Genomic DNA, 23,237 nt, shown 5'->3' with positions numbered 1-23,237 from the left:
GCGGACGTACCGGAATCCTGTGATCGGCGGGTTCCACCCCGACCCGAGCGTCTGCCGGGTGGGTGAGGACTACTACCTGGTCTGCTCCAGCTTCGAGTACTTCCCGGGTGTGCCGATCTTCCACAGCCGTGACCTGGTCCACTGGCGGCAGATCGGCAACGTGCTCGACCGGCCGTCCCAGCTTCACCTGCCGCCCGGGACCCTCGCCTCCGGCGGGATCTTCGCCCCGACCATCCGGCACCACGACGGCCTGTTCTACATGATCACGACGAACGTGAGCGACGACCGCGGCCACTTCCTGGTGACCGCGGAGCGCCCCGAGGGCCCGTGGTCGGACCCGGTCTGGATCGACCTGCCCCGGGTCGATCCCAGCCTGGCCTGGGACGAGGAGGGCCACTGCTGGCTCACGACCTCCGGCCCCCGGCTGGCGCGGATCGACCCGGCGTCCGGCGAGGTCCTGGAGGGCCCGGTCGACATCTGGGCGGGCACCGGCGGCAAGTACCCCGAGGCGCCCCACCTGTTCCAGACCGGCGGGTGGTGGTACCTGCTCCTGTCGGAGGGCGGCACCGAACGCGGCCACGCCGTCTCCATCGCCCGCGCCCGCTCCCCTCGCGGGCCGTTCGAGCCCGGCCCGGTCAACCCGATCCTGACCCACCGCGGCACGTCCCGCCCGATCCAGAGCACCGGCCACGCGGACCTGGTGTGCGCCCCGGACGGCACCTGGTGGATGATCCTGCTCGGGGCCCGCCCCCGCGGCTACTCCCCGGAGTTCCAGGTGCTCGGCCGGGAGACCTTCCTCGTCCCGGTGGAGTGGGTGGACGGCTGGCCGGTCGTGGGACCGGTGGAGGAGCGTCACCCCGCTCCCGCCGCCTGGCATCCGCTCCCCCCGCCCCCGGTCCGCGACGACTTCGACGCCCCCGTTCCGGCGCCCTGCTGGATCTCGGTGCGTTGCCGCCCCGACGACTCCTGGTCGCTGACCGAGCGCCCCGGCCGGCTGACGCTGCACGCCACCGGTCCCACCCTCGACCGTCCCGGCCACACGTTCTTCGGGCGGCGCCAGCAGCACCACGACTGCCGCGTCAGCGCCCGTCTCGACCCCGATCCCGGCCGGGCCGGGCTGTCCGTACGGCTGGACGAGGCCCATCACTACGACATCGAGGTGTCCGGCGGAGAGGTGTCCTTGATCGCCAGGATCGGCCCGCTGCGCCAGGTCGTGGCGCGGCGCCCGGTGGCTCCGGGACCGCTCACCCTCACGGTCCACTGCCGTACGGCCGATCCGCTGCCGCCGTCCGTGACCAGTGCCGCCGAGGCCGGCGCCGGGCCGGTCGGCGTGGGCGCCCGCGGGCCGGACACGATCGCCTTTTCGGCGGACGGCGTCCTCCTCGCCGAACTGGACGGCCGCTACCTGTCCACGGAGGTGGCGACCGGCTTCACCGGACGGGTCATCGGCATGTACGTGACCGAGGGCAGCGCGGCCTTCGACTGGTTCGACTACGAGGGCACCGACGACGAACCGGTCGTCCCGGTTGCCTGACGAACCGGTCGAACGCGCCGCGGAGAACGCCGGCTCTCCGCCTCGCCTGCCTTCGCCGGTGGAGGAACTGATCGATCCCCGCCTCGGAGCGCGAGGCGTTCGCCTGCTGCTGAAGCGCGACGATCTCATCGACCCCGAGATCCCCGGCAACAAATGGCGGAAGCTGAAGTACAACATCCAGGCCGCCCGGCGGTCCGGGCACGGAAGGATTCTGACGTTCGGGGGCGCCTATTCCAACCACATCAGGGCGACGGCCGCGGCCGGCGCCCTTTTCGGTCTGCGGACCGTGGGCGTCATCCGCGGCGAAGAACATCTCCCCCTCAACCCCACGCTCTCCTACGCGGTGGAACAGGGAATGACCCTGGCCTACCTGGACCGCGGGACATATCGCAGAAAAATGGAAAGCGATGTGATCGGGGCTCTCCACCGCCGCTTCGGCGACTTCTACCTTATTCCCGAGGGCGGAAGCAACGGACTCGCGGTGCGGGGATGCGCCGAGATCCCGGACGAGATCACGCAGGACTTCGACTTCATCTGCTGCCCCTGCGGAACGGGCGGCACGCTCGCGGGCATCGCCGCCGGTCTGCACGGCGACCAGGAGGCGATCGGCTTCTCGGTGCTCAAGGGAGCCGGCTGGCTGAACGACGAGATCCGGCGCCTCCAGGAGGACGCTCACGCCGCCCCACGCGGCAGATGGCACGTGAACCTGGATTATCACTTCGGCGGATACGCGAAGACGAAGCCGGAACTGCTGTCCTTCGTGGAGGACTTCGAGAAGCGGCACGGCTTGCGCCTGGACCGGCTCTACACCGGCAAGATGATGTACGGCATCTTCGATCTGGCCGGGAAGCGCACGTTCCCTCCCGGAACCACGATCGTCGCGGTCATCACCGGCCCCATCTGATACTCGAACTCCCCCACTTGCCACTTCCGTCACCGTGTGCGTTTCGCCGACCGGGTGGCGCGGAGGCAAAACGTGGCGCACAGTGAAGGTGTCCCAGGCAGGATTGATCAAAAGGGGGAAGAAGCGTGGGCAATGACGAGGACAAGAAGCCGCCGAAGCATGCGGGGCCGCAGAAGCAGGACAAGCCGTTCATTCCGGAGAAGCCAACGAAGGAAAGCGGGGACGGTCAGAGGAAAGGCGGAGGGACACGGGGCAAGTGAATCTCCGCGGACGTATCGACGCGCTCGCTGACGCTCTGGCGGCCAATGGCGAGCTCACCGATGAGGGATGGCGCGCGGCGCTGCACGCCGTGCCGCGTCATCTGTTCGTCCCGGCGGTGGCCTGGGCGGAGCCCTATGCGGGGCCGGGCTACCGTATCGATCGGGACACCGATCCGGATGCCTGGTGGGATGCGGTGTACGCCGACCACCCGATCATCACCCAGCTCGACGACGGAGCGACCGAGGTGGGCGGCGGGGAGGGCGTGTACTCGTCCTCACTGTCGGCTCCCGGGGTTGTCGTGGACTTCCTCGAACTGCTGAGCCCCTACGCCGGTGACCGCGTCCTGGAGATCGGCACGGGAACCGGGTGGACGGCCGGGCTGCTGTCTCATCGCCTGGGTGAAGTGAACGTGGTCAGCGTCGAGATCGATCCGGCGGTGCATGAGGCGGCGGCGGCGAGCCTCAAGCAGGCCGGTTTCTGCCCGCGCCTGGTACTCGGTGACGGCGCGGACGGCTGGGCGGAGCAGGCTCCGTACGACCGGGTTCATGTCACCTGCGGCGTGCGGAAGGTGCCGTATGCGTGGGTGGAGCAGACCCGCCCTGGCGGAGCGATCGTGCTGCCCTGGATGCCGGGGTTCGAGCCGGGCCACAAGCTGTGGCTGACAGCCGGACGGGACGGCACGGCGACCGGCCGGTTCGCAGGTGGCGCGCACTACATGATGATGCGGGCTCAGCGCGTTCCCGCTCCGCCGGAGCATGAGGGCGGGTATGGCAGGCGCGCGGCGACGGTGGATCCCCGCCGAGTACTGCGGGCGGGATTGGGGGCCGATGTCGCGATTGCGGGATTTCTGCCCGATGTCTCGGTGAGTCTCGGCACGGGCGAGGAGTTCGAGATCTGGTTGTGGGCCGGGCGGTCCGGGGCCTGGATCACGGGATCGGAGGTCCGGCAGTTCGGTGAGCGCAATCTGTGGGACGAGGTCGAAGAGGCGTTCTTCCGCTGGGTGGAGTGGGGAAGCCCCGGCCGGGACCGGTTCGGGCTGACCGTCGCCCCGGATGGCCAGCACATCTGGCTGGACCGGCCGGACAACGTGATCCGCTGACCGGTGGCGGTGCCGGTATTCCGGATTATCTGACGGACTGGTCAAATTCCCCGTGAGCGTCCCTATGATGGTCGAAGATCGAGACGCTTGGGGGCAGAGCGTGCACGACGAGCAGGCACCGGACTGGGTGATCGACCCCTCCACGCCGAGCGTGGCCCGGATGTACGACTACTACCTCGGCGGCAAGGACAACTTCGCCGCCGACCGCGAGGCGGCCGAGAAGATCATCGAGATCCTGCCGAACGCCCGCGACGTGGCCCGGGCCAACCGCGCCTTCCTCGTACGGGCCGTACGGCACCTCGCGGGGGCGGGCATCCGGCAGTTCCTCGACGTCGGCACCGGTCTCCCGACGCAGGAGAACGTCCACCAGGTGGCGCAGGCCGTCGCACCGGACTCCCGGGTCGTCTACGTCGATAACGATCCGATCGTGCTCGTCCACGCCCGTGCCCTGCTCGCCGACAACCCCCGGTCCATCGTGGTCGCCGGTGACATGCGCGAGCCCAAGGCGGTGCTCACCCATCCGGCGGTCCTCCGCCACCTCGACTTCAGCCGGCCGGTCGCGTTGATCATGCTCGCCGTCCTCCACTTCGTCGTCGACGACGCGGAGGCGGCGCGCATCGTCGGCACGTTCCGCGACGCGCTCGCCCCGGGGAGCCACGTGGTGATCTCCCACGGCACGCCCGGCGACCTCGACGAGGACGCGGTCAGGCGAAGCCGGGACGTCTACGCCACCACCACCAGCGGAGGCGCCGTGCCGCGCACCACGGCTCAGGTGCGGGACCTGTTCGACGGCCTGCGCCTGCTGGAGCCCGGCGTCGTGCCGCTGGAGGAGTGGCGCCCCGAGCCGCCGGAGACGCTCCTGGAGCGCAGGCACGGAGCCGGCATCGTGGGCGGCGTCGCCGTGATCCCCTGACCGGGGACCCGCGGTCCGCCCCGGCCGCGCGGTCGCCTCGTGGTCACTCCGCGGTGAGGACGAGGATCAGGCCGTGGACGGAGGCGTCGTCCTCGTGCAGCGGCGTCACCGTGATCGACAGCCTGGCGGTGCGGCCCCGGCGGTTGACCGCGTCGACGATCATCGTGGCGGGCTGCGGCCCGCCGGGCGGGTCGCCGTCCAGCACCCGCCGCAGGCCGGGCAGCAACGTCTCAACCGGCAGCCCTATGTCGAGTGTGTGCAGGGCGCGGCCGGCCGCCTCCTCGGGGCGCAGCCCCCACAGCTCCTGCGCCCCGGAGCTCCACAGCAGCACCCGCAGGTCCCGGCCGAGCACGATCACGGCGTCCCCCAGTGAGCGCACCACCGAGTCGACGAAGCGGTTGGCCCGGTCGAGCTGCACCGTCCGGGTGCCGAGCGTGTCGTTGATCTGCTTCTCCCGGAGGTGGCCGCTCCTCAGAGCTGTCTGGTCATGAACACGCTGAGCGGATCGGGGCGGTAGTCGCCGAAAGGCTCGCAGTAGGTGAACCCGAACTTCTCGTACAGCTTCCTGGCGGGCAGGAAGTGCTCCTCCGCGCCGGTCTCCAGGCTCAGCCGGGTGAAGCCCATCCGCCCGGCCTCGGCGAGGATGTGCCGCAGCAGCAGGGACGCGATGCCCGCGCGCTTGCGCGCCGCCGCCGTCCGCATCGACTTCAGCTCGGCGTGGGAGTCGTCCAGCCTCTTGATCGCCCCGCAGCCCACCACGGTGCCGCCGTCCATCACCGACCAGAACGTGACCTCCGGACGGCGCAGGCCGTCGAGGTCCAGGGCGTGCTTGCTCTCCGGGGGCGTGATGGACCGCATCTCCCGAAGGTGCTCCTCGAGGAACTCGGCGATCTCCGGCCCGGACAGGTCGTCCTCGACGATTCTCATCGCGCTCGCTCACCTAGATCGTGTCTGACGGGTCGTGTCTGACGGATCATGCCCGACGGGACACCAGGATGCCATCCCGCCCGCCCGGTTCAGCCCAGCGGTGCGACGGCGAACTCCCGCATGCCCTCGGCGAACCCGACGCGGGCGCGGAAGCCCAGCTCCGCCCTCGCCCGGCCGGGCGAGGCGACGATGTGCCGCACGTCGCCGAGGCGGTACTCCCCCGTCACGACCGGGCGCGGCCCGCCCCGCCGCGCGGCCAGTTCCGCGGCCATCTCCCCCACCGTGCGCGGCTGTCCGCTCGCCACGTTGTACGCGGACAGGGCGCCCTCCCGCCCCGCGGCGAGCGCCGCCAGGTTGGCCCGCGCGACGTCCCGGACGTGGACGAAGTCGCGCCGTTGCCCGCCGTCCTCGAAGACGCGCGGGGCCCGCCCCGCCTCCAGCGCCGACCGGAAGATCGCCGCGACCCCCGAGTACGGCGTGTCCCTGGGCATCCGGGGGCCGTACACGTTGTGGTACCGCAGGGCGACGGCGACGCCGCCGGTCTCCCTGGCCCAGTTGGCGGCGAGATGCTCCTGCGCCAGCTTCGTGGTGGCGTAGGCGTTGCGGGGATCGGCGGGCGCGTCCTCGCCGATGACCGCCGGCGTGAGCGGCGAGGCGCAGCCGGGGCAGCGCGGCTCGAAGATCCCCCGGTCGAGGTCCTCGGCGGCCCGGGGGCGGGGCCGGACCGGCCCGTGCTCGCCGCACTCGTAGGCGCCCTCCCCGTAGACCACCATGGACGACGCCAGCACCAGGCGGCCGACGCCGTGCCGCGCCATCGCCGCCAGCAGCACGGCCGTGCCGTGCACGTTCACCGAGGCGTAGTCCGGCAGGTCCGCCACGTCGACGCCGAGGCCGACCTTGGCCGCCTGGTGGACCACCGCGTCCACACCCGGCAGCAGGCGATCGGCGGTCGTCCCGTCGCGCACGTCTCCGCGCTCGACGCCGCCCGCCCGCACGTCGAGGCCGGCCACCTCGTGCCCGGCCGCCGTCAGCGCCTCGGCGACGTGACTTCCGATGAACCCGGCCGAGCCGGTCAGCAGCACCTTCACGGGCCGAGGGTAGACCGCCGCCGCCTCGCGGAGACCGCTCCGGGCACGACCGTTCGCGACCCGTAAGATCTCCCGCCCGGTCCTGCCGTCAGGAGAAGTAGTGGCCCTTGCCGAGGTCGTCGAGGAGTCCGGGCTGCACCGGCCGCCAGCCGAGCAGGTCGCGGGTCAGCGCGCTCGACGCCGGGCTGTCGGCCCCGACGACACCGCCCAGCCAGCCGAAGTGCGCGCTCGCCTCCTCCGCGGCGACCGAGACCACCGGCAGGTCCAGATGGTGGCCGATCACCTCGGCGACGGCCCGGATCGGCACGCCCTCCTCGGCGACGGCGTGCAGCACCGACCCCGCCGGGGCCTTCTCCAGCGCCAGGCGGAACAGGTGCGCGGCGTCGAGCCGGTGCGTGGCGGGCCAGCGGTTGGACCCGTCGCCGACGTGGCCGGAGACGCCCTTCTGACGGGCGATGCCGACCAGGACCGCCATGAAGCCGGGGTCCCCCTCACCGTGCACCGTCGGAGGAAGGCGCACGACCGACGACCGTACGCCGTGGGAGGCCAGGGAGAGCGTCAGCAGTGCCGTCCCCATCCGCCCCCGGAGGCCGCCGCCCGGAAGCGCGGCGGCGCCCGGCTCGTTCCCCCGCCCTCCGGCTCCGTCCCGTTCGGTCGCGACGCCTCCCGGCGCGACGCCGAGCGTCCCCGACGCGATCACCAGCGGCCGTCCGGAGCCCTTGAGCGCGTCTCCGAGCGCCTCCACGGCCCGCCGGTCCGCGTCGGCGGCCTCCTCGAAGCCGCCCGAGAAGGCGATGTCGTGCTTGAACGCGAGGTGGATCACGCCGTCCGACTCGGCGGCCCCGGCCCGCAGGATGTCGAGATCGTCGAGCGTGCCGCGACGCACCTGCGCACCGGCCCGGGCGAGGGCGCCGGCCGAGGCGTCCGACCGGGCCAGCCCGGTGACCTGGTGACCCGCGCCGACGAGCTCGGGCACGACGGCGGAGCCGATCCAGCCCGACGCCCCGGTGACGAAAACGCGCATGAGAGAACCTCCCGACGAGTGACCGCCTCGGCGCACGGACGCACACGAGAATCGATGTCAGTCACTGTCGTCAGCATACGTCACGATGTCAGTGACTGTCATCGCGCTACGATCAGGGCATGGGTCGATGGGAGCCGGACGCGCGTGGCCGGCTGGCGCGGTCGGCGCTGGAGCTCTACGCGGAGCGCGGATTCGACCAGACCACGGTCGCGGAGATCGCCAGGCGGGCGGGGCTCACGGAGCGGACGTTCTTCCGGCACTTCGCCGACAAGCGCGAGGTGCTGTTCCACGGCTCGCGCGCGCTGGAGGAGCTCCTCGTGAACGCCGTCACCGGCGCGCCCGAGGCGACGGCGCCGATGGACGCGATCGCCGCGGCCCTCGACGTCGCGGGCGGCATGTTCGAGGAACGCCGCGAGTACGCGCGGCGGCGTCAGGCCGTCGTCGCCGCGCACGCGGAGCTGCGGGAACGCGAACTGATCAAACTCGCGTCGCTCGCCGCGTCCCTCGCCGGGGCGTTGCGCGGGCGTGGCGTGGCCGAGCCGGCCGCGAGCCTGGCGGCGGAGGCGGGCATCGCCGTCTTCAAGATCGCGTTCGAGCGGTGGGCCGGCGACGCCGGCGGCCCGGACCTGCCGCGGCTCATGCGGGAGTCGTTCGACGAGCTGAGGGCCGTCACCGCGGGCGCGTGAGCGCCGGCGGAAGCGGGAGACGCCGCAGGGCACCGGAAAGGCGGCTCACCGGAGGCGCGGGCTCACCGGAAGACGCCGGTGTGGCCGAGCGAGTAGCGGCCGGGCTGGGGATACACGCACAGCCCGTGCGGCCCGGCGCCGACGGGGATGGTGCGGACGACCCTGCCGGTCCGGGTGTCGAAGACGTAGACGACCCCGTGGTAGCGGCCGCTCAGCCACAGCTTGGTGCCGTCGGCCGAGACGCCGCCCATGTCCGGCGAGCCGCCGCCGGGGATCCGCCAGACGTCGACCACCTTCCGCTTCGCGAACGACACGACGGACACCGATCCCTCGCCGCGGTTCGACACGTACAGGTGGCGCGAGTCGCGGCTGGCGTAGAGGCCGTGCGCGCCCCGGCCGGTCGGCATGAACCGGACGACCTGGTACGTCGCCGCGTCCACCAGCCACACGCCGTGCCGTTCCATGTCGGCGACGTAGAAGACGCGGCCGTCGGGCGACAGCTTCACGTCCTGCGGCATGCTCATGTGGCCGAGGTGGACACGGCGGATCAGCCTGGGCGCGCGCCAGTCGACGACGACGAGGTCGCCGCTGAACTCGCAGCTGGCCAGGAACACCGAGCCGTCGGCGGTGAAGTCGCCGTGGTTGACGCCGCGGCAGGGCAGCGGCAGCGAGCGAAGCCGTTTCATGCTGTGCGGGTCGCGCAGGTCGAGCTGGTTGTTCCGCTCCGCCATGACCAGCGCGTAGGCGCCGTCCGGCGAGAAGTACAGGTTGTACGGGTCCTCCACCGGCACCGGGCGGCCCGGTCTGCCGGTGCGGGGGTCGATGGGGGTGAGGGTGTTGCCCCGGTTGTTGTTCACCCACAGGGTCTTCAGGTCCCAGGACGGCACCACGTGCTGCGGAAGCGCCCCGACGGCGAAGTGCCGCACGATCCGGTACGTCTCCGGGTCGATGACGTCGACCGTGCCGCTCTCGCTGTTGGGCACGTACACCAGGGAGCGGAAGCCCCTGACGACCGGGCTCAGCATCCCGGGCCGGTCGGCCGCGTAGACGTCGGCCCGCCCCTGGCCCTCCGGCTCCTGTCTCTCCCGCTCCGGCGGCGCCGCCCCCTGTGTCCACGACGGGGACATCGGCGGAGGGGACGGCACGGCTCGGGGCGCGGGCGGCACGGCCGCGCAACCGGCGAGGACGAGCCCCCAGAGGATCGCGTGCACCCCGGTCACCGCGACGGTCCTGCGGGCTCCTGTCACCCCTGCTCCCGGGACGCCCGCACGCGTCACCCCCGCACCGGTCACCCCTGCACCAGTCACGCATGCCCCCCGACATGGCGGGGCGGCGCCCGGCCCCCCGTACGGTCACGGCGACCGGCCGCGTGCGGCGGCCGCACGGCGACTGAGAGACGGCGGCGAAGCTGCTGCGCGGCTGGTCGGCGCGACGCTAACGCCCGCGCGGAGTGGCCCGGAGGGGCTTTACCCGGTCTTGAACGGCGCCTTGCCGGCCCGCGACGCGCCTGGTCACCTGCGCGCGGCCGCCCCTACGACGAGATGGGGACCTCGTGCTCGGCGGTGTGCACGGGAGCGAGACCGGCGAGCCCGGAGATGTCCAGGACGGGGGTGAGCAGCGGGTTGGCGATGAGGGTGATGTGGTCGGCGTGGGCGAACAGGACGCTCAGGCCGGCGCTGTCGAGGTATTCGACGGCGGTCAGGTCCAGCACGAGAGGGCCCGGGATCTTGCCGAGAGCCTCGGCGAGGGCGTCGGTGTTGCTCATGTCGATCTCGCCGGTGGCCGTCAGCAGCGCGGCGCCGTCGGCGCGGCGGCCGGAGGTGAGGGTGAGGGGCGTGGTCATCAGGCGATCCTCGTGTGCATGTCGACGATGGTGCCCGACGGGCCGGGCGTGATGGTGACCTGCTGCATCATGGCGCGCATGAGGGCGACACCGCGCCCGCGGTGGGTGTTCTCCTCGGCCTTGGGGGACTTCCAGCGGCCGGTGTCGGCGACGACGAGGCGCAGGTTGTCCACGAAGGCCTCGGCCCGCAGGCGGACGACGTCGCCGGGGGCGTCGCGGTGACCGTGCTCGATGGCGTTGGCGCACGCCTCACCGGCGGCGACGAGGACGTTCTGGACGGTCTGGGCCGGCAGGTCGCACTGGGCGAGCCAGCTCCGCAACGCCCTGCGGACGGGCGCCAGCTGGGACGACTCGGCGGGGAAGGCCATCTCCAGCGGCGCGGGGTGGCGGTAGAGCAGCAGGGCGACGTCGTCGTCGTAGCCGTCGGCGGGAGCAAGCCGCACCATCACCTGCGTGGCGAGGTCGTCGACGGCGGCGTCCCGGCCGTCCTGCACGGCCCGGCTGGCCTGGTCGATGCCCGCGTTCAGCGGGCTGCGGCGGCGCTCGACCAGGCCGTCGGTGTAGAGCATGAGCGTGGCGCGCGCGGGGATGACCGCCTGTCCCTCCGGGCGTGCCGCGCCGGGGCGCACGGCCAGGGGGATCGACCGGCCGTCTTCGAGCAGGCGGGTGGTGCCGTCGGGGTGGGCGAGGATGCCCGGCGGGTGCCCGGCGCTGGAGTAGGTCAGCACCCCCGTCTCCGGGTCGAGCACGCCGCAGAACACGGTGGTGCACTTCGCGCCGGGGACGCCGGCGGCGAAGTGGTCCAGGGCCATGAGCGTGCGCGCCGGACTGGCGTCCTGCAGGAGCAGCGCGCGGCACGCGCTGCGCAGTTGTCCCATGACGGCGGCGGCCTCCACGCCGCGCCCGACGCAGTCGCCCACGACGATGCCGATGTTCCCGCCGGGCAGGGCGATGGTGTCGTACCAGTCGCCGCCGACCTCCAGGGGACGGGTGGCGGGCTCGTAGCGGACGGCGAACCCTTCGGGAAGGTCGGCGGGGCCGAGGATGGCGCGCTGCAGCGCGATCGCGGTCTCGCGTTGCTGGTCGATCTGGTGCGCGCGGACGAGCCCCTGGGCGAGGTGCCCGGCGAGCAGCGACAGGAGCAGCTCGTCCTCCCGGGAGAAGGGCCGCTGGCCGCCCAGCTCGACCCACAACGCCATCGGGCCGTCCGGGTGCTCCAGCAGCACGCCGACTCCGCCGCCGTCGGCGACCGGCGTCAGCAGGGGCCGGCCGCGCAGGCCGGTGAGCGCCTCGCGGCGTCCGGCGGGCAGCGCGCGCCAGTGCAGCGAGGTGTCGGTGGCGGTCAGGGTGGGGTCGCCCTCGTGCTCGAAGACCGCGGCCAGCACGTGCCGGGCGCGCCACAGGGTCCGCAGCTCCCCGAGGGCCCCGGACAGCGCCTCGGACAGGTTCCCGGCCTGGGACAGGGACGTGCTGAGGGAGGCGAGGGCGCTCTCCCGCTGGATGGCGTAGTGCTCGGCGGTGACGTCGCGGAAGGTGCCGACGACGACCTGGCGGCCGGTGTCGGGGTCCTGCGCCTGGTTGAAGGTGACGCTGATCCACAGCCGGTGCCCGTCCCGGTGGGTGACGGGGATGGCGTAGCTGCCCTGGCCGGGGCCGACGAGGCCCGCGAAGGCGTCGGCGACCTGCCGGTGGGCGGCGGGGTCGACCTCGCGGTCCGGCCACCAGGGGTGGATCGGCCGGTACGGCAGTCCCTCGGGGCCGTACCCGAGCATCTCCGCGAACGCGTTGTTGATCTCGACGACCGCGCCGTCCTCGTCGCAGACGAAGAACGCCTCCTGCAGCGAGTCGACCAGCGCGGTGCGCCAGCGGGCCTGGTGGTGGCGCAGCCGCGCCATCTCCATGTTGGCCCGCACCCGCGCGAGCAGCTCCGCGGCGGCGAACGGCTTGACGAGGTAGTCGTCGGCACCGGCCTGCAGGCCCTCGATCGACGCCTCCTGGCCGGCCCGCGCCGACAGCAGCAGCACGGGGACGGCCGCGGTGCGCGGATCGGCCCGCAGCGCCGCGACCAGGGCCAGGCCGTCCAGGCGGGGCATCATCACGTCGCTCACCACGAGGTCGGGAACCTCGGCGCGGACGGCGTCCAGCGCCTCCTGCCCGTCACCGACGGTGTCGACGTGGTATCCGGCGCCCGTGAGGAGACGGACGAGGTATCCGCGCATGTCGGCGTTGTCGTCGGCCACCAGCACCCGCGCCGGGGCGCCCGCGGGGCGGGCGGCGGAGGGGTCCTGGGCGGTCAGCTCCATGGTGTCCCCGCCGGACGCCGCGGCGGCGTCGTCCGCGGGCAGCCAGCGCAGGGCCTCCTGGACGTAGGGGTCCGCGGTGGCGGACGCCATGCTGCCGCCGGCGGTCGTCGTGATCGCCTCGGCGGGCAGGTGCGCGGCGCCGAACGGCAGGCGGATGGTGAAGCGGGTGCCCTCGCCCTCGGCGCTCTCGGCCGCGATGGTGCCGCCGTGCAGGCCGACGAGCTCCTGCACGAGCGCCAGGCCGATGCCGCTGCCCTCGTTCGAGCGCGAGCGGGCGTTCTCGATGCGGTGGAACCGCTCGAACAGCCGTGACACCTCGTCGGCCGGGACCCCGATGCCCGTGTCGGTGACGGTCACCACCGCGTGGCCGTCCTCCCCGCGCACCGACACGCCGACCGAGCCCTCGAAGGTGAACTTCAGCGCGTTGCTGAGCAGGTTCAGGACCACCTTCTCCCACATGCCGCGGTCGATGTAGACCGGCTCGTCCAGGGGACGGCAGTCGACCTCGAAGTCCAGGCCCGCCTTGTCGATGGCGGAGCGGAAGAGGCTGGCCAGCTCGGCGGTGACCGCGGCCAGGTCGACGGGCTCGTAGCTGGCCTGCATCCGGCCGGCCTCGATGCGGGAGAAGTCGAGCAGGGTGTTGACGAGCTTGCCCAGCCGCAACCCGTTGCGGCGGATGGCCTCGAGCTCCTCGCGCACCTGCGGGTCGGCTCCCTGCAGGCGGTTACGCAGCTCCTCCACCGGGCCCATGATCAGGGTCAGCGGGGTGCGGAACTCGTGGCTGATGTTGGAGAAGAAGACGGTCTTCGCCCGGTCGAGCTCGGCCAGCTCCTCGGCCCGCCGCTGCTGCGCCTGGTAGCTGCGGGCGCTCGCGATGCCCGCGGCGACGTGCCCGGCGGCCAGTTCCAGGAACCCCCGGTAGCCCTCGTCGAGGAGCCGGTACCGGTTGAGCGCGGCCACCAGGAACCCGTACGGCGCGCTGCCCTGCTGGAGCAGCGGCACCAGCAGCGCCTGGGTGGGCGGCTCCGGCCAGCCACCGGACGGCAGGCCGGCGAACCCGGCGGCGTCGAGCTCCACGAGCACCGACTCCCCCCGAGCCGGCGCCGCCATCGGCCACACCGTCCCGTCCGGGTCGCGGGCCGGCAGGGTCAGGGGGGCGGCCGGGTGCCCGGCGGAGATGCCGGTCACTCCGGCCAGCCGCGCGCCGCCGTCCTCCTGGAAGAGATAGGTCAGCGTGAACGGGAGGTCGTGCCGGTTGTGGCCGAGCTGCCGGCAGGTGAAGGCCAGCATCTCCTGCTCGGTGCGGACCACTCTGGGGTCGGAGCCGAGGTCGCGCAGGGTGGCCATGCGGCGCTCGCCGACGACCCGCTCGGTCTCCTCGCTGACGACGCACAACATGCCGACAACGGCGCCGGAGTCGTCGCGCAGCGGGCTGTAGGAGAACGTGTGGTAGCTCTCCTCCGGATATCCGGACCGCTCGAGGAACAGCAGCAGCGCCTCGTCCCAGGTGGCCTGCCCCGTGGCGAGCACGGTGCCGATCCGGGGACCGATGTCGTCCCAGATCTCCGCCCACACCTCGTGGGCCGGCCGGCCCAGCGCCCACGGGTACTTGCGCCCCAGGGTGTCACGGCGGTAGGCGGCGTTGCAGAAGAAGGTGAGCTCCGGGCCCCACGCCATCCACATGGAGAACCGGGACGACAGCAGGATGCTCACCGCGGTCCGCAGGCTCTGCGGCCACTCGTCCGGCGGCCCGAGGGGGGTCGCCCGCCAGTCCACCTTCGCGAGGTCCCGGCCGATCTCCTCGTCGGCGGTGAACACGTCGGCGCCGGTCGCCGTCACCGGCTCGGCGTCGTCACTGAGCGCCACTACGCCACCCCTTCGTTAGCGCCGGCCCGGCCGCTGCTCGCCCGGCCACTGCTCGCCCGGTCGCGGTCGCCGCGTCCGTCACCGCGTCTCATGGCCGCCCAACCCCGGAGCAGTTCGATGACGTGACGGAGAGGATAGGTCAACCGCCCGTCAAGAGGCCAACCGGGGTCTCTTTCCGGACGGCCGGGACGCCGTTCGCGGCCGGCGAGGCCCCGCTCCCCCCATCAGTTCGACGGTGACGATTGACGCAAAAACCCTTAATCCCTACTGTGTTACTAGGTTTCCATCACTTGGAGCGCCCGATGACCAAGCAGATCCATCTCGCCGCGCACTTCCCGGGCGTGAACAACACGACCGTCTGGTCCGATCCCGCGTCGGGCAGCCAGATCGACTTCGAGTCGTTCCGCCACCTGGCCCGGACCGCCGAACGGGGCAAGTTCGACTTCTTCTTCCTGGCGGAGGGACTGCGGCTGCGCGAGGCGAAGGGCCGCATCCACGACCTTGACGTCGTGGGCCGTCCGGAGTCCCTGACCGTCCTCGCCGCGCTGGCCGCCGTCACCACCCACCTGGGACTGGCCGCGACGGTGAACTCCACCTTCAACGAACCGTACGAGGTGGCCAGGAGGCTGGCGTCGCTCGACCATCTGAGCGGCGGCCGGGCCGCGTGGAACGTGGTGACCAGCTTCGACGCCTTCACCGGCGAGAACTTCCGCCGCGGCGGCTTCCTGGACGAGTCCGACCGGTACAGCCGGGCGAAGGAGTTCCTGGAGACCGCCAGGGAGCTTTGGGACTCCTGGGCCCCCGACGCGGTGGCCGCGGACCCGGAGGCGGGGCGGTTCCTGCGGCCCGGCGGCGTCACCGCCTTCCGGCACCAGGGCCGGCACTTCGACATCTCGGGGCTGTTCAACGTACCCAGGGGCCCGCAGGGCCACCCGGTGATCATCCAGGCCGGTGACTCCGACGAGGGCCGCGAGTTCGCCGCGTCCTCGGCCGACGTGATCTTCAGCAGGCACAGCAGGCTGGAGGAGGGCCGCGCCTTCTACCGGGACGTCAAGCGCCGGCTCGCCGCGTACGGCCGGCGGCCGGAGGACCTGAAGATCCTCCCCGCGGTGACGTACGTGCTCGGCGACACCGACGCGGAGGCGGCGGAACGGGCCGCCGAGATCCGCCGCGCGCAGGTCGGCCCGCAGACCGCGATCTACTTCCTGGAGGCCGTCTGGGGGCGCGACCTGTCGGCGTACGACCCGGACGGCCCGCTGCCCGACATCGAGCCCGACCTGGAGGAGGGCGTGACCAGGGGGCACGCGGCCTTCCGCCGTGACCGCGGCGAGGTGGTGGCCAAGTGGCGCGCCCTCGCCGAGGAGAAGAACCTGTCGATCCGGGAGCTCGCCATCGAGGTCTCCTCGCCGCAGACCTTCATCGGCACGCCGCGCGCGGTCGCCGACGAGATCGACCACTTCGTGCAGACCGACGCCGCCGACGGCTTCATCTTCGTGCCCCACCTGACCCCGGGCGGGCTGGACGACCTGGTCGACAAGGTCGTCCCGCTGCTGCAGGAGAAGGGCGTCTTCCGGACCGAATACACCGGGCCCACCCTCCGCGACCACCTCGGCCTCGCCCCGCGCGACCCGGCCTCCGGTGACTCCGCCCTCCGTGACCTGGGCACCCGTGACTCCGCCCTCCGCGACCTGCCCCTCCGCGACCCGGCCGCCCCCGTGCCGGCCCCCCGTACGAAGGAGAACCGATGACCCTGCACCTCGCCGTCGCACTGGACGGGGCCGGCTGGCACCCGGCCGCCTGGCGGGCCGAGGGCGCGCGACCGGACCGGCTGTTCACCCTCGCCTACTGGGCGGACCTCGCCGCGGAGGCCGAGCGCGGTCTGCTCGACTTCGTCACCTTCGAAGACGCGCTCGGCCTGCAGTCGACCCGCCTGAACGAACCCGACGAGCGGCTCGACCAGGTGCGCGGACGGCTCGACGCGGTGCTGATCGCCTCCGCCGTCGCACCGTTGACCTCGCGGATCGGCCTCGTGCCGGCCACCGGCACGACCCACACCGAGCCGTTCCACGTCGCGATCGGCATCGCCTCCCTCGATCACATCAGCGGCGGCCGGGCCGGCTGGCGGCCCCAGGTCTCGGGCCGCCCCGACCACGCCGCGCACTTCGGCCGCCGGGTCCTGCCTCCGCTGGACTTCTCCGACCGCGCCGATCCCGCCTTCACCCGGCACGTGGCGGACCTGCTCGGCGAGGCCGCCGACGCGGTGGAGGTGGTCCGCCGCCTGTGGGACAGCTGGGAGGACGACGCCGAGATCAGGGACGTCGCGACCGGCCGGTTCGTCGACCGCGACAAGCTGCACTACATCGACTTCCGCGGCGCCTGGTTCAGCGTGAAGGGCCCCTCGATCACGCCGCGCCCGCCGCAGGGGCAGCCGCTGGTCACCTCCCTCGCCCACGACAGGCAGCCGTACGAGTTCGCCGCCCGGGCCTCCGACGTCGTGTACGTCACGCCGCGGGACCGGGAGGACGCCTCCGCGATCGTCGAGCAGGTGCGCGCCGCGGAGGCCGCGACCGGCCGGGCCGGGCCGCCGTTGAAGATCTTCGCGGACCTGGTGGTCTTCCTGGAGACCGGCGGCGCGGCCGACCGGAAGGCGCGGCTCGACGACCTCGACGGGGGCGAGTTCGCCTCGGACGCCCACATCTTCACCGGCACCCCGGAGGCGCTCGCCCGCCTGCTGCTGAGCTGGCGGGAGGCGGGGCTGGACGGATTCCGCCTCCGGCCGGGCGAGCTGCCCCGCGACCTGGTGGCGATCACCAGGGGCCTGGTGCCCGAACTGCGGGCGGCGGGCGCGTTCCGCACCGCGTACGACACCGGGGACCTGCGCGGGCGGCTCGGCCTGCCGCGCCCCGCCAACCGCTACGCGACGGCGTCGTGAGCGGCGTCACCGCTCCGGGCGGCCCTGCGCGGCTCGCGGGCGGGGAGGTGGTCCGGGCGTGAAGTTCCTGGCCATGACGCTCGGGTTCCACCTGCCGCATCCGCTGACCGGCGAGCTCAGGTCTCCGACGGAGCGCTTCCGCGAGATCGTGGCGAGCGCGGTGCTCGCCGAGGAACTGGGCTTCGACGGCTTCGCCTTCGGGGAACGGCACGAGCGGCCGTTCCTGTCCTCGTCCCCGCCCGTGGTGCTGAGCCACGTCGCGGCGCTGACCCGCCGGATCAGGTTGTTCACCGCGGTGACCACGCTCAGCCTCCTCGACCCCGTGCGGGCGTTCGAGGACTACTCGACCCTTGACCACCTGTCCGGCGGGCGCCTGGAGCTGATGATCGGCAAGGGCAACGGCACCGCCCAGGCGGAGCTGTTCCACGTCACCGGCGAGGACCAGTGGGACCGCAACCGCGAGGGCTACGAGCTCTTCCGGCGGCTCTGGCGGGAGGACCGGGTGACCTGGTCGGGCCGTTTCCGGCCGCCCCTGGCCGAGGCCGAGGTGCTCCCCCGGCCGCTCCAGCGGCCGGTGCGGGTCTGGCACGGCAGCGCCACCAGCAGGGAGTCGGTGGACCTCGCCGCCCGATACGGCGACCCCCTCTTCTCCGCCAACGTCACCAATCCCGTCGAGCCGTACGCGGAACTGGTGCGGTACTACCGGGAGCGGTGGGAGCACTACGGCCACGACCCGGCCGGCGCGCTGGTGGGAGCGGGCAGCGCTGGCTACTACGCCACGCCGAGATCGCAGGACGCCGTCGAGACCTACCGGCCGATCTTCGACGCCCGGGTGGCGTTCCTGGAGAAGCGGGGGCTCGACCCGGTGTTCCACACGCTGGAGGACGCCGTCGAACGCAGCTCCATCCTCGTCGGCAGCCCCCAGCAGATCATCGACAAGGTGCACCGCTACCACGAGCGGCTCGGCCACGAGGTGTTGCACGTGCAGGCGGAGGCCGACGGGCTGACCGGCGCGCAGCACCGGGCGTCGCTCGAACTGTTCCAGAGCGAGATCGCTCCCGTCCTGCGTGCGGAGATCCCCAGCAGGCCTTTCCCCACCGGAGGACCCGCATGACCCGCCTGTCCATCCTCGACCTCGCTCCGATCTCCTCAGGAGCCACCGCGCGGGACGCCCTGCGCAACACCGTCGACCTCGCCCGCCGGGCGGAGGACGCCGGATATCACCGCTACTGGCTGGCCGAGCACCACCTCACCCCCGGCGTGGCGAGCTCCGCGCCCGCGGTCCTGATCGGCGCGGTGGCCGCGGCCACCCGCCGCATCCGGGTCGGCTCCGGCGCGGTCCAGCTCGGCCACCAGACCCCGCTCACCGTGGTGGAGCAGTTCGGCACCCTGGACGCGCTGCATCCCGGCCGCATCGACCTGGGCCTCGGCCGCTCCGGCCAGCGCGCCCGGGAGCTGCTCACCACCCCGCCGGCCGCGCCCCAGCCCGCCGATCCTCGGCCCACCGACCCGCCCGCCCCGGGGGCGCGGACGGTCCGGGGACTGCTGATCCCGCCTCCGTTCTCGTTCGCCGCGCTCGCCAAGCACCCGCTGTTCGCCCTGGCCGGCGCGCTGCTGCAGCAGCCCGGCGCGCAGACGCCCGACTTCGCCGTCCAGGTCGACGAGATCATCGCGCTGCTCGCCGGCCGCTACCGGTCCGACGAGGGGCACGAGGCGCACGCCCAGCCCGGGGAGGGCGCCGAGGTGGAGCTGTGGGTCCTGGGCAGCAGCGGCGGCCAGAGCGCGCAGGTCGCGGCCGAGCGCGGGCTGCCCTTCGCCGCGAACTACCACGTGAGCCCGGCCACCGTGCTGGAGGCGGTCGAGGCCTACCGCGACGCCTTCAAGCCGTCCCGGGACTATCCCGAGCCGCACGTCATGGTGTCCGCCGACGTCCTGGTCGCGCCCACCGAGGAGGAGGCCCGCCGCGCGGGCGAGCCGTACGGGCTGTGGGTGCGCAGCATCCGGTCCGGCGGGGGCGCCGTCCGGTACCCCTCTCCCGAGGAGGCGTACGCGCACGAGTGGAGCGAGGAGGACCGGGCACTCGTCGCGGACCGGGTGGACACCCGGTTCGCGGGCACCCCCGAGAAGGTGGTGGAGGGGCTGCGCGTGCTGAAGGAGGCGACCGGCGCGGACGAGCTCCTGGTGACCACGATCACGCACGACCACGCCGACCGCGTCCGCTCCCAGGACCTGCTCGCCGAGGCGTGGGCGGACGCCGGCGTCTGAGCACCGGGGTCGCCGGCCGCGGCCATCGGTGACGTCGAGCCCGGCCGGCGCCTCCTACGCCACGTCGGGCCGCGTCATCAGCGGCGACCGCAGATGCGTCACCAGATCGGGGCTGGTCAGGGGCACGATGTTCCACGTCGCCACCGCCGTCCCCGCGCCGGCGTCGACCACCAGCCGGACCCGGTGCGGGGTGGTGATGACGTAGAGGTCGGCGACGAACGTGTCGCCCTGCCAGGCGCCGGTCGCGACGACGGGGCGGCCGAGCGGCGAGCTCTCCCGCCATTCGCCGTGGCCGGCCTCGACGTCGAGGAACGACCCGAATCGCAGGAGCCATCCTCCGTCCACCGGATCGACGATCACCGTGGTTCCGCCGGGCAGAGCCGAACCCTCGGCGGAGGCGTCGATTCTCGCCTCGGCGGAGCGCTCAGGGGCGGCCGCACCCGGCACCGGCGCGAGTGACAGCCGCCGCAGCCGGTCGGCGAGGATCTCGTCGTCCCCGGCGCTTCCCGCGTGGCCGGTGCCGGGGAGCAGGCACTCCCATATCGCGTCGAGCACCGCCTGCGCCTGCGTATGGGCCCCGGTCACGGCGACCACGAGATCGTGCGACGGCACGACCACGCACTGCTGGCCGAAGGAGCCGTCACCGTGGTATCCGTGACGCGACATCCAGAACTGGTAACCGTAACCGCAGAGGTAGTCGGCGTCCCCCGGTCCGTCCTCGAACGGCAGAGTGTCGACGTGCCGTCCGGTCGCGAGCTCCACCCATTCGCGCGGGACGAGCCGCCGGTCGCCCCAGAGGCCTCCGCGCAGCAGCAGTTCACCGAAGGCGGCGACGGCCTCGGTCGTGAGGTGCAGTCCGTGGAATCCGAAGGCGGCACCGCTCGCCACCCGGTCCCATTCGGCGTGGTCCACGCCCATCGGCCCGAAGAGGCGCTCGTCGAGCAGTTCCGGGAGGCCGCGGCCCGTGACCCGTTCCACCATCCGGGCCAGGACGAAGGTGGTCGTGTTGTCGTAGGTGTGCCGGGTTCCCTCGGCTTCGGTGAACGGCACGCGCAGGAAGCCCTTCACCAGGTCGCCCGGCTCCAGTTCCCAGGCCTGGGCGAGGCTGTCCGTGCGGTGTCCGGCCGTCATGGACAGCAGGTGGTGAACGGTGAGGCGGCGTGCCTGCTCGCTGATGCCGGCCGGAACGTGGCCGGGCAGCACGTCCACCACCCGGTCGTCCGGCGAGAGCAGCCCGTCGGCGATCGCGAGCCCCACGGCGATCGAGGTGAACGACTTGGTCAGCGAGTAGAGAAGGTGCGGGCGTCCGGCCGAGTACGGCGCCCACCAGCCTTCGGCGACGACGTGACCGTGGTGCACGACCATGACGGAGTGGCACTCGGCGGATCGTGCTTCCAGCCGGTCCAGCAGCGCGGCGACCGCGCGGGACGACATCCCCGAGGCGGCCGGGGTCGAGCGCGGCAGGAGGGTGCGCTGGGAGGGCATCCGCGCACCCTAACAAACCCGCCGATCAGCTCCGTCCTGGAGACACGGCGTGGTCGTCCGGGACCCGCAGGGCGGCCAGCACCTCCGGCAGCGCGCCGGGGGCCGCGTCCAGCTCCGGGGACGGGGTGACGTGGAGCTCGACCGCGGTGACGCCCGGGTGCAGGTACCGCGCGATGTGGGCGCGGCACTCCTCCGGCGAGCCGTGCACCCACAGCTCGTCCACGACCAAGTCCGGGAGCGCCTCGGCCGCGCCCCGCCGGTCCCCCGCGTCCCAGGCGGCCCGCGACGCGGCCAGCGCGTCGCCCCGGCCGAGCCAGTCGTGGAACGCGCGGTAGGGCGGCTGGTTGAGGATCCAGCCGAGGAAGGCGCGTCCGGCCGCCCTGGCGTACGCCGCGTCGTCCGTCGGCGTCACGAAGATCTTGACGACCAGTTCCTGCCCGTCGGCGGGCGGCCCGGCGGCCTCGACGATCCTTGGCACCTCGTGGGCGGCCAGCACGTTGGTGATCGCGCCGTCCCCCTCGGTGAAGGCCAGCTTCAGCATGCCGGGCCGCAGCGCGCCCACGATGACCTTCGGCCGCACCGGGGGACGCCGCCGGAGCTCGAAGTCGATCGAGAAGGTCTCGTACGTCTCCACGACGTGCTCCCCGTCGAAGGCCCGGCGCAGGAACCGCAGCAGGTCCCGCACGTGCGCGTACGGCCGTCCGTGCGGGCGGCCGTTCAGCGCCGTGACGTGGGCGGGGACGGACGAGCCGATGCCGAGCAGCACCTCGGCCTGGCCCAGCTCGGCCATGGAGGCGGCCGTCTGGGCGAGCACGCCGGGGCCCCGGGTCTGGGCCGGCAGGACCCCCGTGCCCGCCCGCAGGCCCGGCGACCAGGCCAGGGCCGCGGTCAGCGCGGTGAGGCCGTCGTAACCGCCGCCCTCCCCGGTCCACACGTCGCCGTAGCCCAGGGAGGGCAGCGCCTCGACGATCTCCCGATGCCGGTGCAGCCCGAGCCCCGCCAGCGGCAGCGTGACTCCCCAGCGCACCGCGCCCGCAGGCGGCCCGGCCCCGGCGCCTCCAGAGGCCCCGGCGTCGTCTTCTCCGGACGTCGCCGCGCGCGGGGTGCTCACACGTGCTCCCCGGCGAGCGCCTCGCGGCCGTGCGGCTCGGCCCAGTCCGCCTCGTGCGGCGCGACCTCGATCCGCACCGGCCCATCGCCGGAGCCGGTGGGCCGGCCGGGCAGCCGGAACGCGGCGAAGTCGGTGGTCTCGCGGAACGCCGGGATGCCGTACAGGTCCCTGGCGTACGCCCAGAGGTTGGGGTAGCCGGTCAGCGGCCGCTCGCCGATCCCGGCCAGCGGGTTGTGCAGCAGGTCGAACCGGACCAGCACCACCCACAGCTGCACGTCGGACTCGGTGAGGCGGTCGCCGAACAGGTACCGCCGGTCGGCCAGGCGGGCGTCGAGCCGGTCCAGCGCGCCGGTGACCTGCTCTCGCCGCCACTCGTACTCCTCCTGCGTGGAGGCCCTTGCGACCAGGTTCACGCCCTGGCTGAGGTCACGGGCGATCTCCTCGTCCAGCGCCTCGATCTCGTCCCGCAGGTCCGCCGGGTAGAGGTCCGCGCCCGAGCCGGCCCACTCGGCGAACGCGGTGCCGAGGTCGGCGGGGATCACGGCGTAGTCGTTGCTGACGATCCGGTTCGTCCGCCGGTCCCACACCACCGGCACCGAGATGTGGCCCGGATATCCGGGCTCCGTGGCGTCGTAGGCCTCGGACAGGAGCGTGAAGCCGTTGACCGGGTCGGGGCCGCGCCGCTCGCGGAACGCCCAGCCGCGCGCGTCCCGGTCGTCGTCCACGTACGACAGCGACACGACGTCCCGCAGCCCGGCGAGGTCGCGCACGATGGCGACGCGCTGCGCCCACGGGCAGGTGTAGGAGACGTACAGGTGGTAGCGGCCGGGCTCGGCGGGGTACTCGCCGGACCCGCCGGCGGTGATCCGGCCCTGGAACGGATAGAGGGGTCCCGGCCGGTCGGTCCGGCCCGGTCCGTACGGCCCGTGGGCTGCGACGTCAGCGGGGCTCGCGTAAGCGGGCGCGTGGGTGGTCATGGGGGTTGGCTCCTTGTCG

At 73.1% G+C, this 23,237-nt stretch carries 20 protein-coding genes; 10 read left to right on the top strand and 10 right to left on the bottom strand.

What is annotated here, in order from left to right; all coding sequences use genetic code 11:
- Window positions 1-19 precede the first annotated feature (19 nt).
- From FED44_RS07650 to FED44_RS07635, 5 genes are all read left to right on the top strand, one after another.
- The gene (locus FED44_RS07650) at window positions 20-1,534 is read left to right on the top strand and encodes a glycoside hydrolase family 43 protein (RefSeq protein ID WP_244301773.1); all 1,515 of its coding nucleotides are present in this window, start codon (window positions 20-22) and stop codon (window positions 1,532-1,534) included.
- Window positions 1,535-1,592: 58 nt separating this feature from the next.
- Window positions 1,593-2,438, top strand: a complete 846-nt coding sequence (locus FED44_RS07645; protein ID WP_208758874.1) for a 1-aminocyclopropane-1-carboxylate deaminase/D-cysteine desulfhydrase — start codon at window positions 1,593-1,595, stop codon at window positions 2,436-2,438.
- Window positions 2,439-2,563: 125 nt separating this feature from the next.
- Entirely contained in the window at window positions 2,564-2,698 is a 135-nt protein-coding gene (locus FED44_RS38030; protein ID WP_259402861.1) for a hypothetical protein, read from the top strand.
- Entirely contained in the window at window positions 2,695-3,798 is a 1,104-nt protein-coding gene (locus FED44_RS07640; protein WP_138460185.1) for a methyltransferase domain-containing protein, read from the top strand. The genes FED44_RS38030 and FED44_RS07640 overlap by 4 nt, the downstream gene beginning before the upstream one ends.
- 100 nt (window positions 3,799-3,898) lie before the next feature.
- On the top strand, window positions 3,899-4,711 hold the full coding sequence (locus FED44_RS07635) for an SAM-dependent methyltransferase (protein ID WP_244301772.1): 813 nt from the start codon (window positions 3,899-3,901) through the stop codon (window positions 4,709-4,711).
- Window positions 4,712-4,754: 43 nt separating this feature from the next.
- Here FED44_RS07635 and FED44_RS07630 read toward each other — a convergent pair whose 3' ends face one another.
- The 4 genes from FED44_RS07630 to FED44_RS07615 form a co-directional block, all read right to left on the bottom strand.
- The gene (locus tag FED44_RS07630; RefSeq protein ID WP_167521414.1) at window positions 4,755-5,129 is read right to left on the bottom strand and encodes a PAS domain-containing protein; all 375 of its coding nucleotides are present in this window, start codon (window positions 5,127-5,129) and stop codon (window positions 4,755-4,757) included.
- Window positions 5,130-5,182: 53 nt separating this feature from the next.
- A complete protein-coding gene (locus tag FED44_RS07625; protein ID WP_138460184.1) occupies window positions 5,183-5,638 on the bottom strand; it encodes a GNAT family N-acetyltransferase in 456 nt (151 codons plus the stop codon).
- Between the two features lie 89 nt (window positions 5,639-5,727).
- Window positions 5,728-6,726 (bottom strand): NAD-dependent epimerase/dehydratase family protein, encoded by a 999-nt coding sequence (locus FED44_RS07620; protein WP_111699784.1) that lies wholly within the window; start codon window positions 6,724-6,726, stop codon window positions 5,728-5,730.
- Between the two features lie 88 nt (window positions 6,727-6,814).
- Window positions 6,815-7,750, bottom strand: coding sequence for an SDR family oxidoreductase (locus FED44_RS07615; protein ID WP_138460183.1), 936 nt, complete (start codon window positions 7,748-7,750; stop codon window positions 6,815-6,817).
- A 119-nt stretch (window positions 7,751-7,869) separates the two neighbouring features.
- Between FED44_RS07615 and FED44_RS07610 the strand changes: the two genes are divergently transcribed.
- Window positions 7,870-8,436 carry a TetR family transcriptional regulator gene (locus FED44_RS07610; RefSeq protein WP_111699782.1) on the top strand — a complete coding sequence of 189 codons (567 nt, stop codon included), beginning with the start codon at window positions 7,870-7,872 and terminating at the stop codon, window positions 8,434-8,436.
- A gap of 62 nt (window positions 8,437-8,498) precedes the next feature.
- On the opposite strand, the gene FED44_RS07605 is transcribed toward FED44_RS07610, so the two are convergent.
- The 3 genes from FED44_RS07605 to FED44_RS07595 all read right to left on the bottom strand — a co-directional run bounded on the left by FED44_RS07605 (window position 8,499) and on the right by FED44_RS07595 (window position 14,448).
- On the bottom strand, window positions 8,499-9,683 hold the full coding sequence (locus tag FED44_RS07605; RefSeq protein WP_208758873.1) for a YncE family protein: 1,185 nt from the start codon (window positions 9,681-9,683) through the stop codon (window positions 8,499-8,501).
- A 284-nt stretch (window positions 9,684-9,967) separates the two neighbouring features.
- Entirely contained in the window at window positions 9,968-10,279 is a 312-nt protein-coding gene (locus FED44_RS07600) for an STAS domain-containing protein (RefSeq protein WP_138460182.1), read from the bottom strand.
- The gene (locus FED44_RS07595) at window positions 10,279-14,448 is read right to left on the bottom strand and encodes a SpoIIE family protein phosphatase (protein ID WP_138460181.1); all 4,170 of its coding nucleotides are present in this window, start codon (window positions 14,446-14,448) and stop codon (window positions 10,279-10,281) included. Before FED44_RS07595 ends, FED44_RS07600 begins: the two co-directional genes overlap by 1 nt.
- Window positions 14,449-14,750: 302 nt before the next feature.
- Here FED44_RS07595 and FED44_RS07590 point away from each other — a divergent pair, with 302 nt between their 5' ends.
- Genes FED44_RS07590 through FED44_RS07575 form a run of 4 tightly spaced genes read left to right on the top strand, consistent with a single transcriptional unit; the run spans window position 14,751 to window position 19,645 of the window.
- On the top strand, window positions 14,751-16,196 hold the full coding sequence (locus FED44_RS07590) for an NtaA/DmoA family FMN-dependent monooxygenase (protein ID WP_138460180.1): 1,446 nt from the start codon (window positions 14,751-14,753) through the stop codon (window positions 16,194-16,196).
- Window positions 16,193-17,380: an LLM class flavin-dependent oxidoreductase gene (locus FED44_RS07585; protein WP_138460179.1), complete on the top strand. Its 1,188-nt coding sequence runs from the start codon at window positions 16,193-16,195 to the stop codon at window positions 17,378-17,380. The genes FED44_RS07590 and FED44_RS07585 overlap by 4 nt, the downstream gene beginning before the upstream one ends.
- A 58-nt stretch (window positions 17,381-17,438) precedes the next feature.
- The gene (locus FED44_RS07580) at window positions 17,439-18,494 is read left to right on the top strand and encodes an LLM class flavin-dependent oxidoreductase (RefSeq protein ID WP_111699777.1); all 1,056 of its coding nucleotides are present in this window, start codon (window positions 17,439-17,441) and stop codon (window positions 18,492-18,494) included.
- Window positions 18,491-19,645: an LLM class flavin-dependent oxidoreductase gene (locus FED44_RS07575; RefSeq protein ID WP_111699776.1), complete on the top strand. Its 1,155-nt coding sequence runs from the start codon at window positions 18,491-18,493 to the stop codon at window positions 19,643-19,645. Before FED44_RS07580 ends, FED44_RS07575 begins: the two co-directional genes overlap by 4 nt.
- A gap of 54 nt (window positions 19,646-19,699) precedes the next feature.
- On the opposite strand, the gene FED44_RS07570 is transcribed toward FED44_RS07575, so the two are convergent.
- Genes FED44_RS07570 through FED44_RS07560 form a run of 3 tightly spaced genes read right to left on the bottom strand, consistent with a single transcriptional unit; the run spans window position 19,700 to window position 23,218 of the window.
- Entirely contained in the window at window positions 19,700-21,130 is a 1,431-nt protein-coding gene (locus tag FED44_RS07570) for a serine hydrolase domain-containing protein (RefSeq protein WP_187406073.1), read from the bottom strand.
- A gap of 25 nt (window positions 21,131-21,155) precedes the next feature.
- Window positions 21,156-22,241, bottom strand: coding sequence for an LLM class F420-dependent oxidoreductase (locus FED44_RS07565; protein ID WP_208758872.1), 1,086 nt, complete (start codon window positions 22,239-22,241; stop codon window positions 21,156-21,158).
- A complete protein-coding gene (locus FED44_RS07560; RefSeq protein ID WP_138460178.1) occupies window positions 22,238-23,218 on the bottom strand; it encodes a glutathione S-transferase C-terminal domain-containing protein in 981 nt (326 codons plus the stop codon). The genes FED44_RS07565 and FED44_RS07560 overlap by 4 nt, the downstream gene beginning before the upstream one ends.
- Window positions 23,219-23,237 lie beyond the last annotated feature (19 nt).

Source organism: Microbispora triticiradicis (assembly GCF_005864065.1).
Lineage (GTDB): Bacteria > Actinomycetota > Actinomycetes > Streptosporangiales > Streptosporangiaceae > Microbispora > Microbispora triticiradicis.
This window is presented reverse-complemented; position numbering and strand designations above follow the sequence as displayed.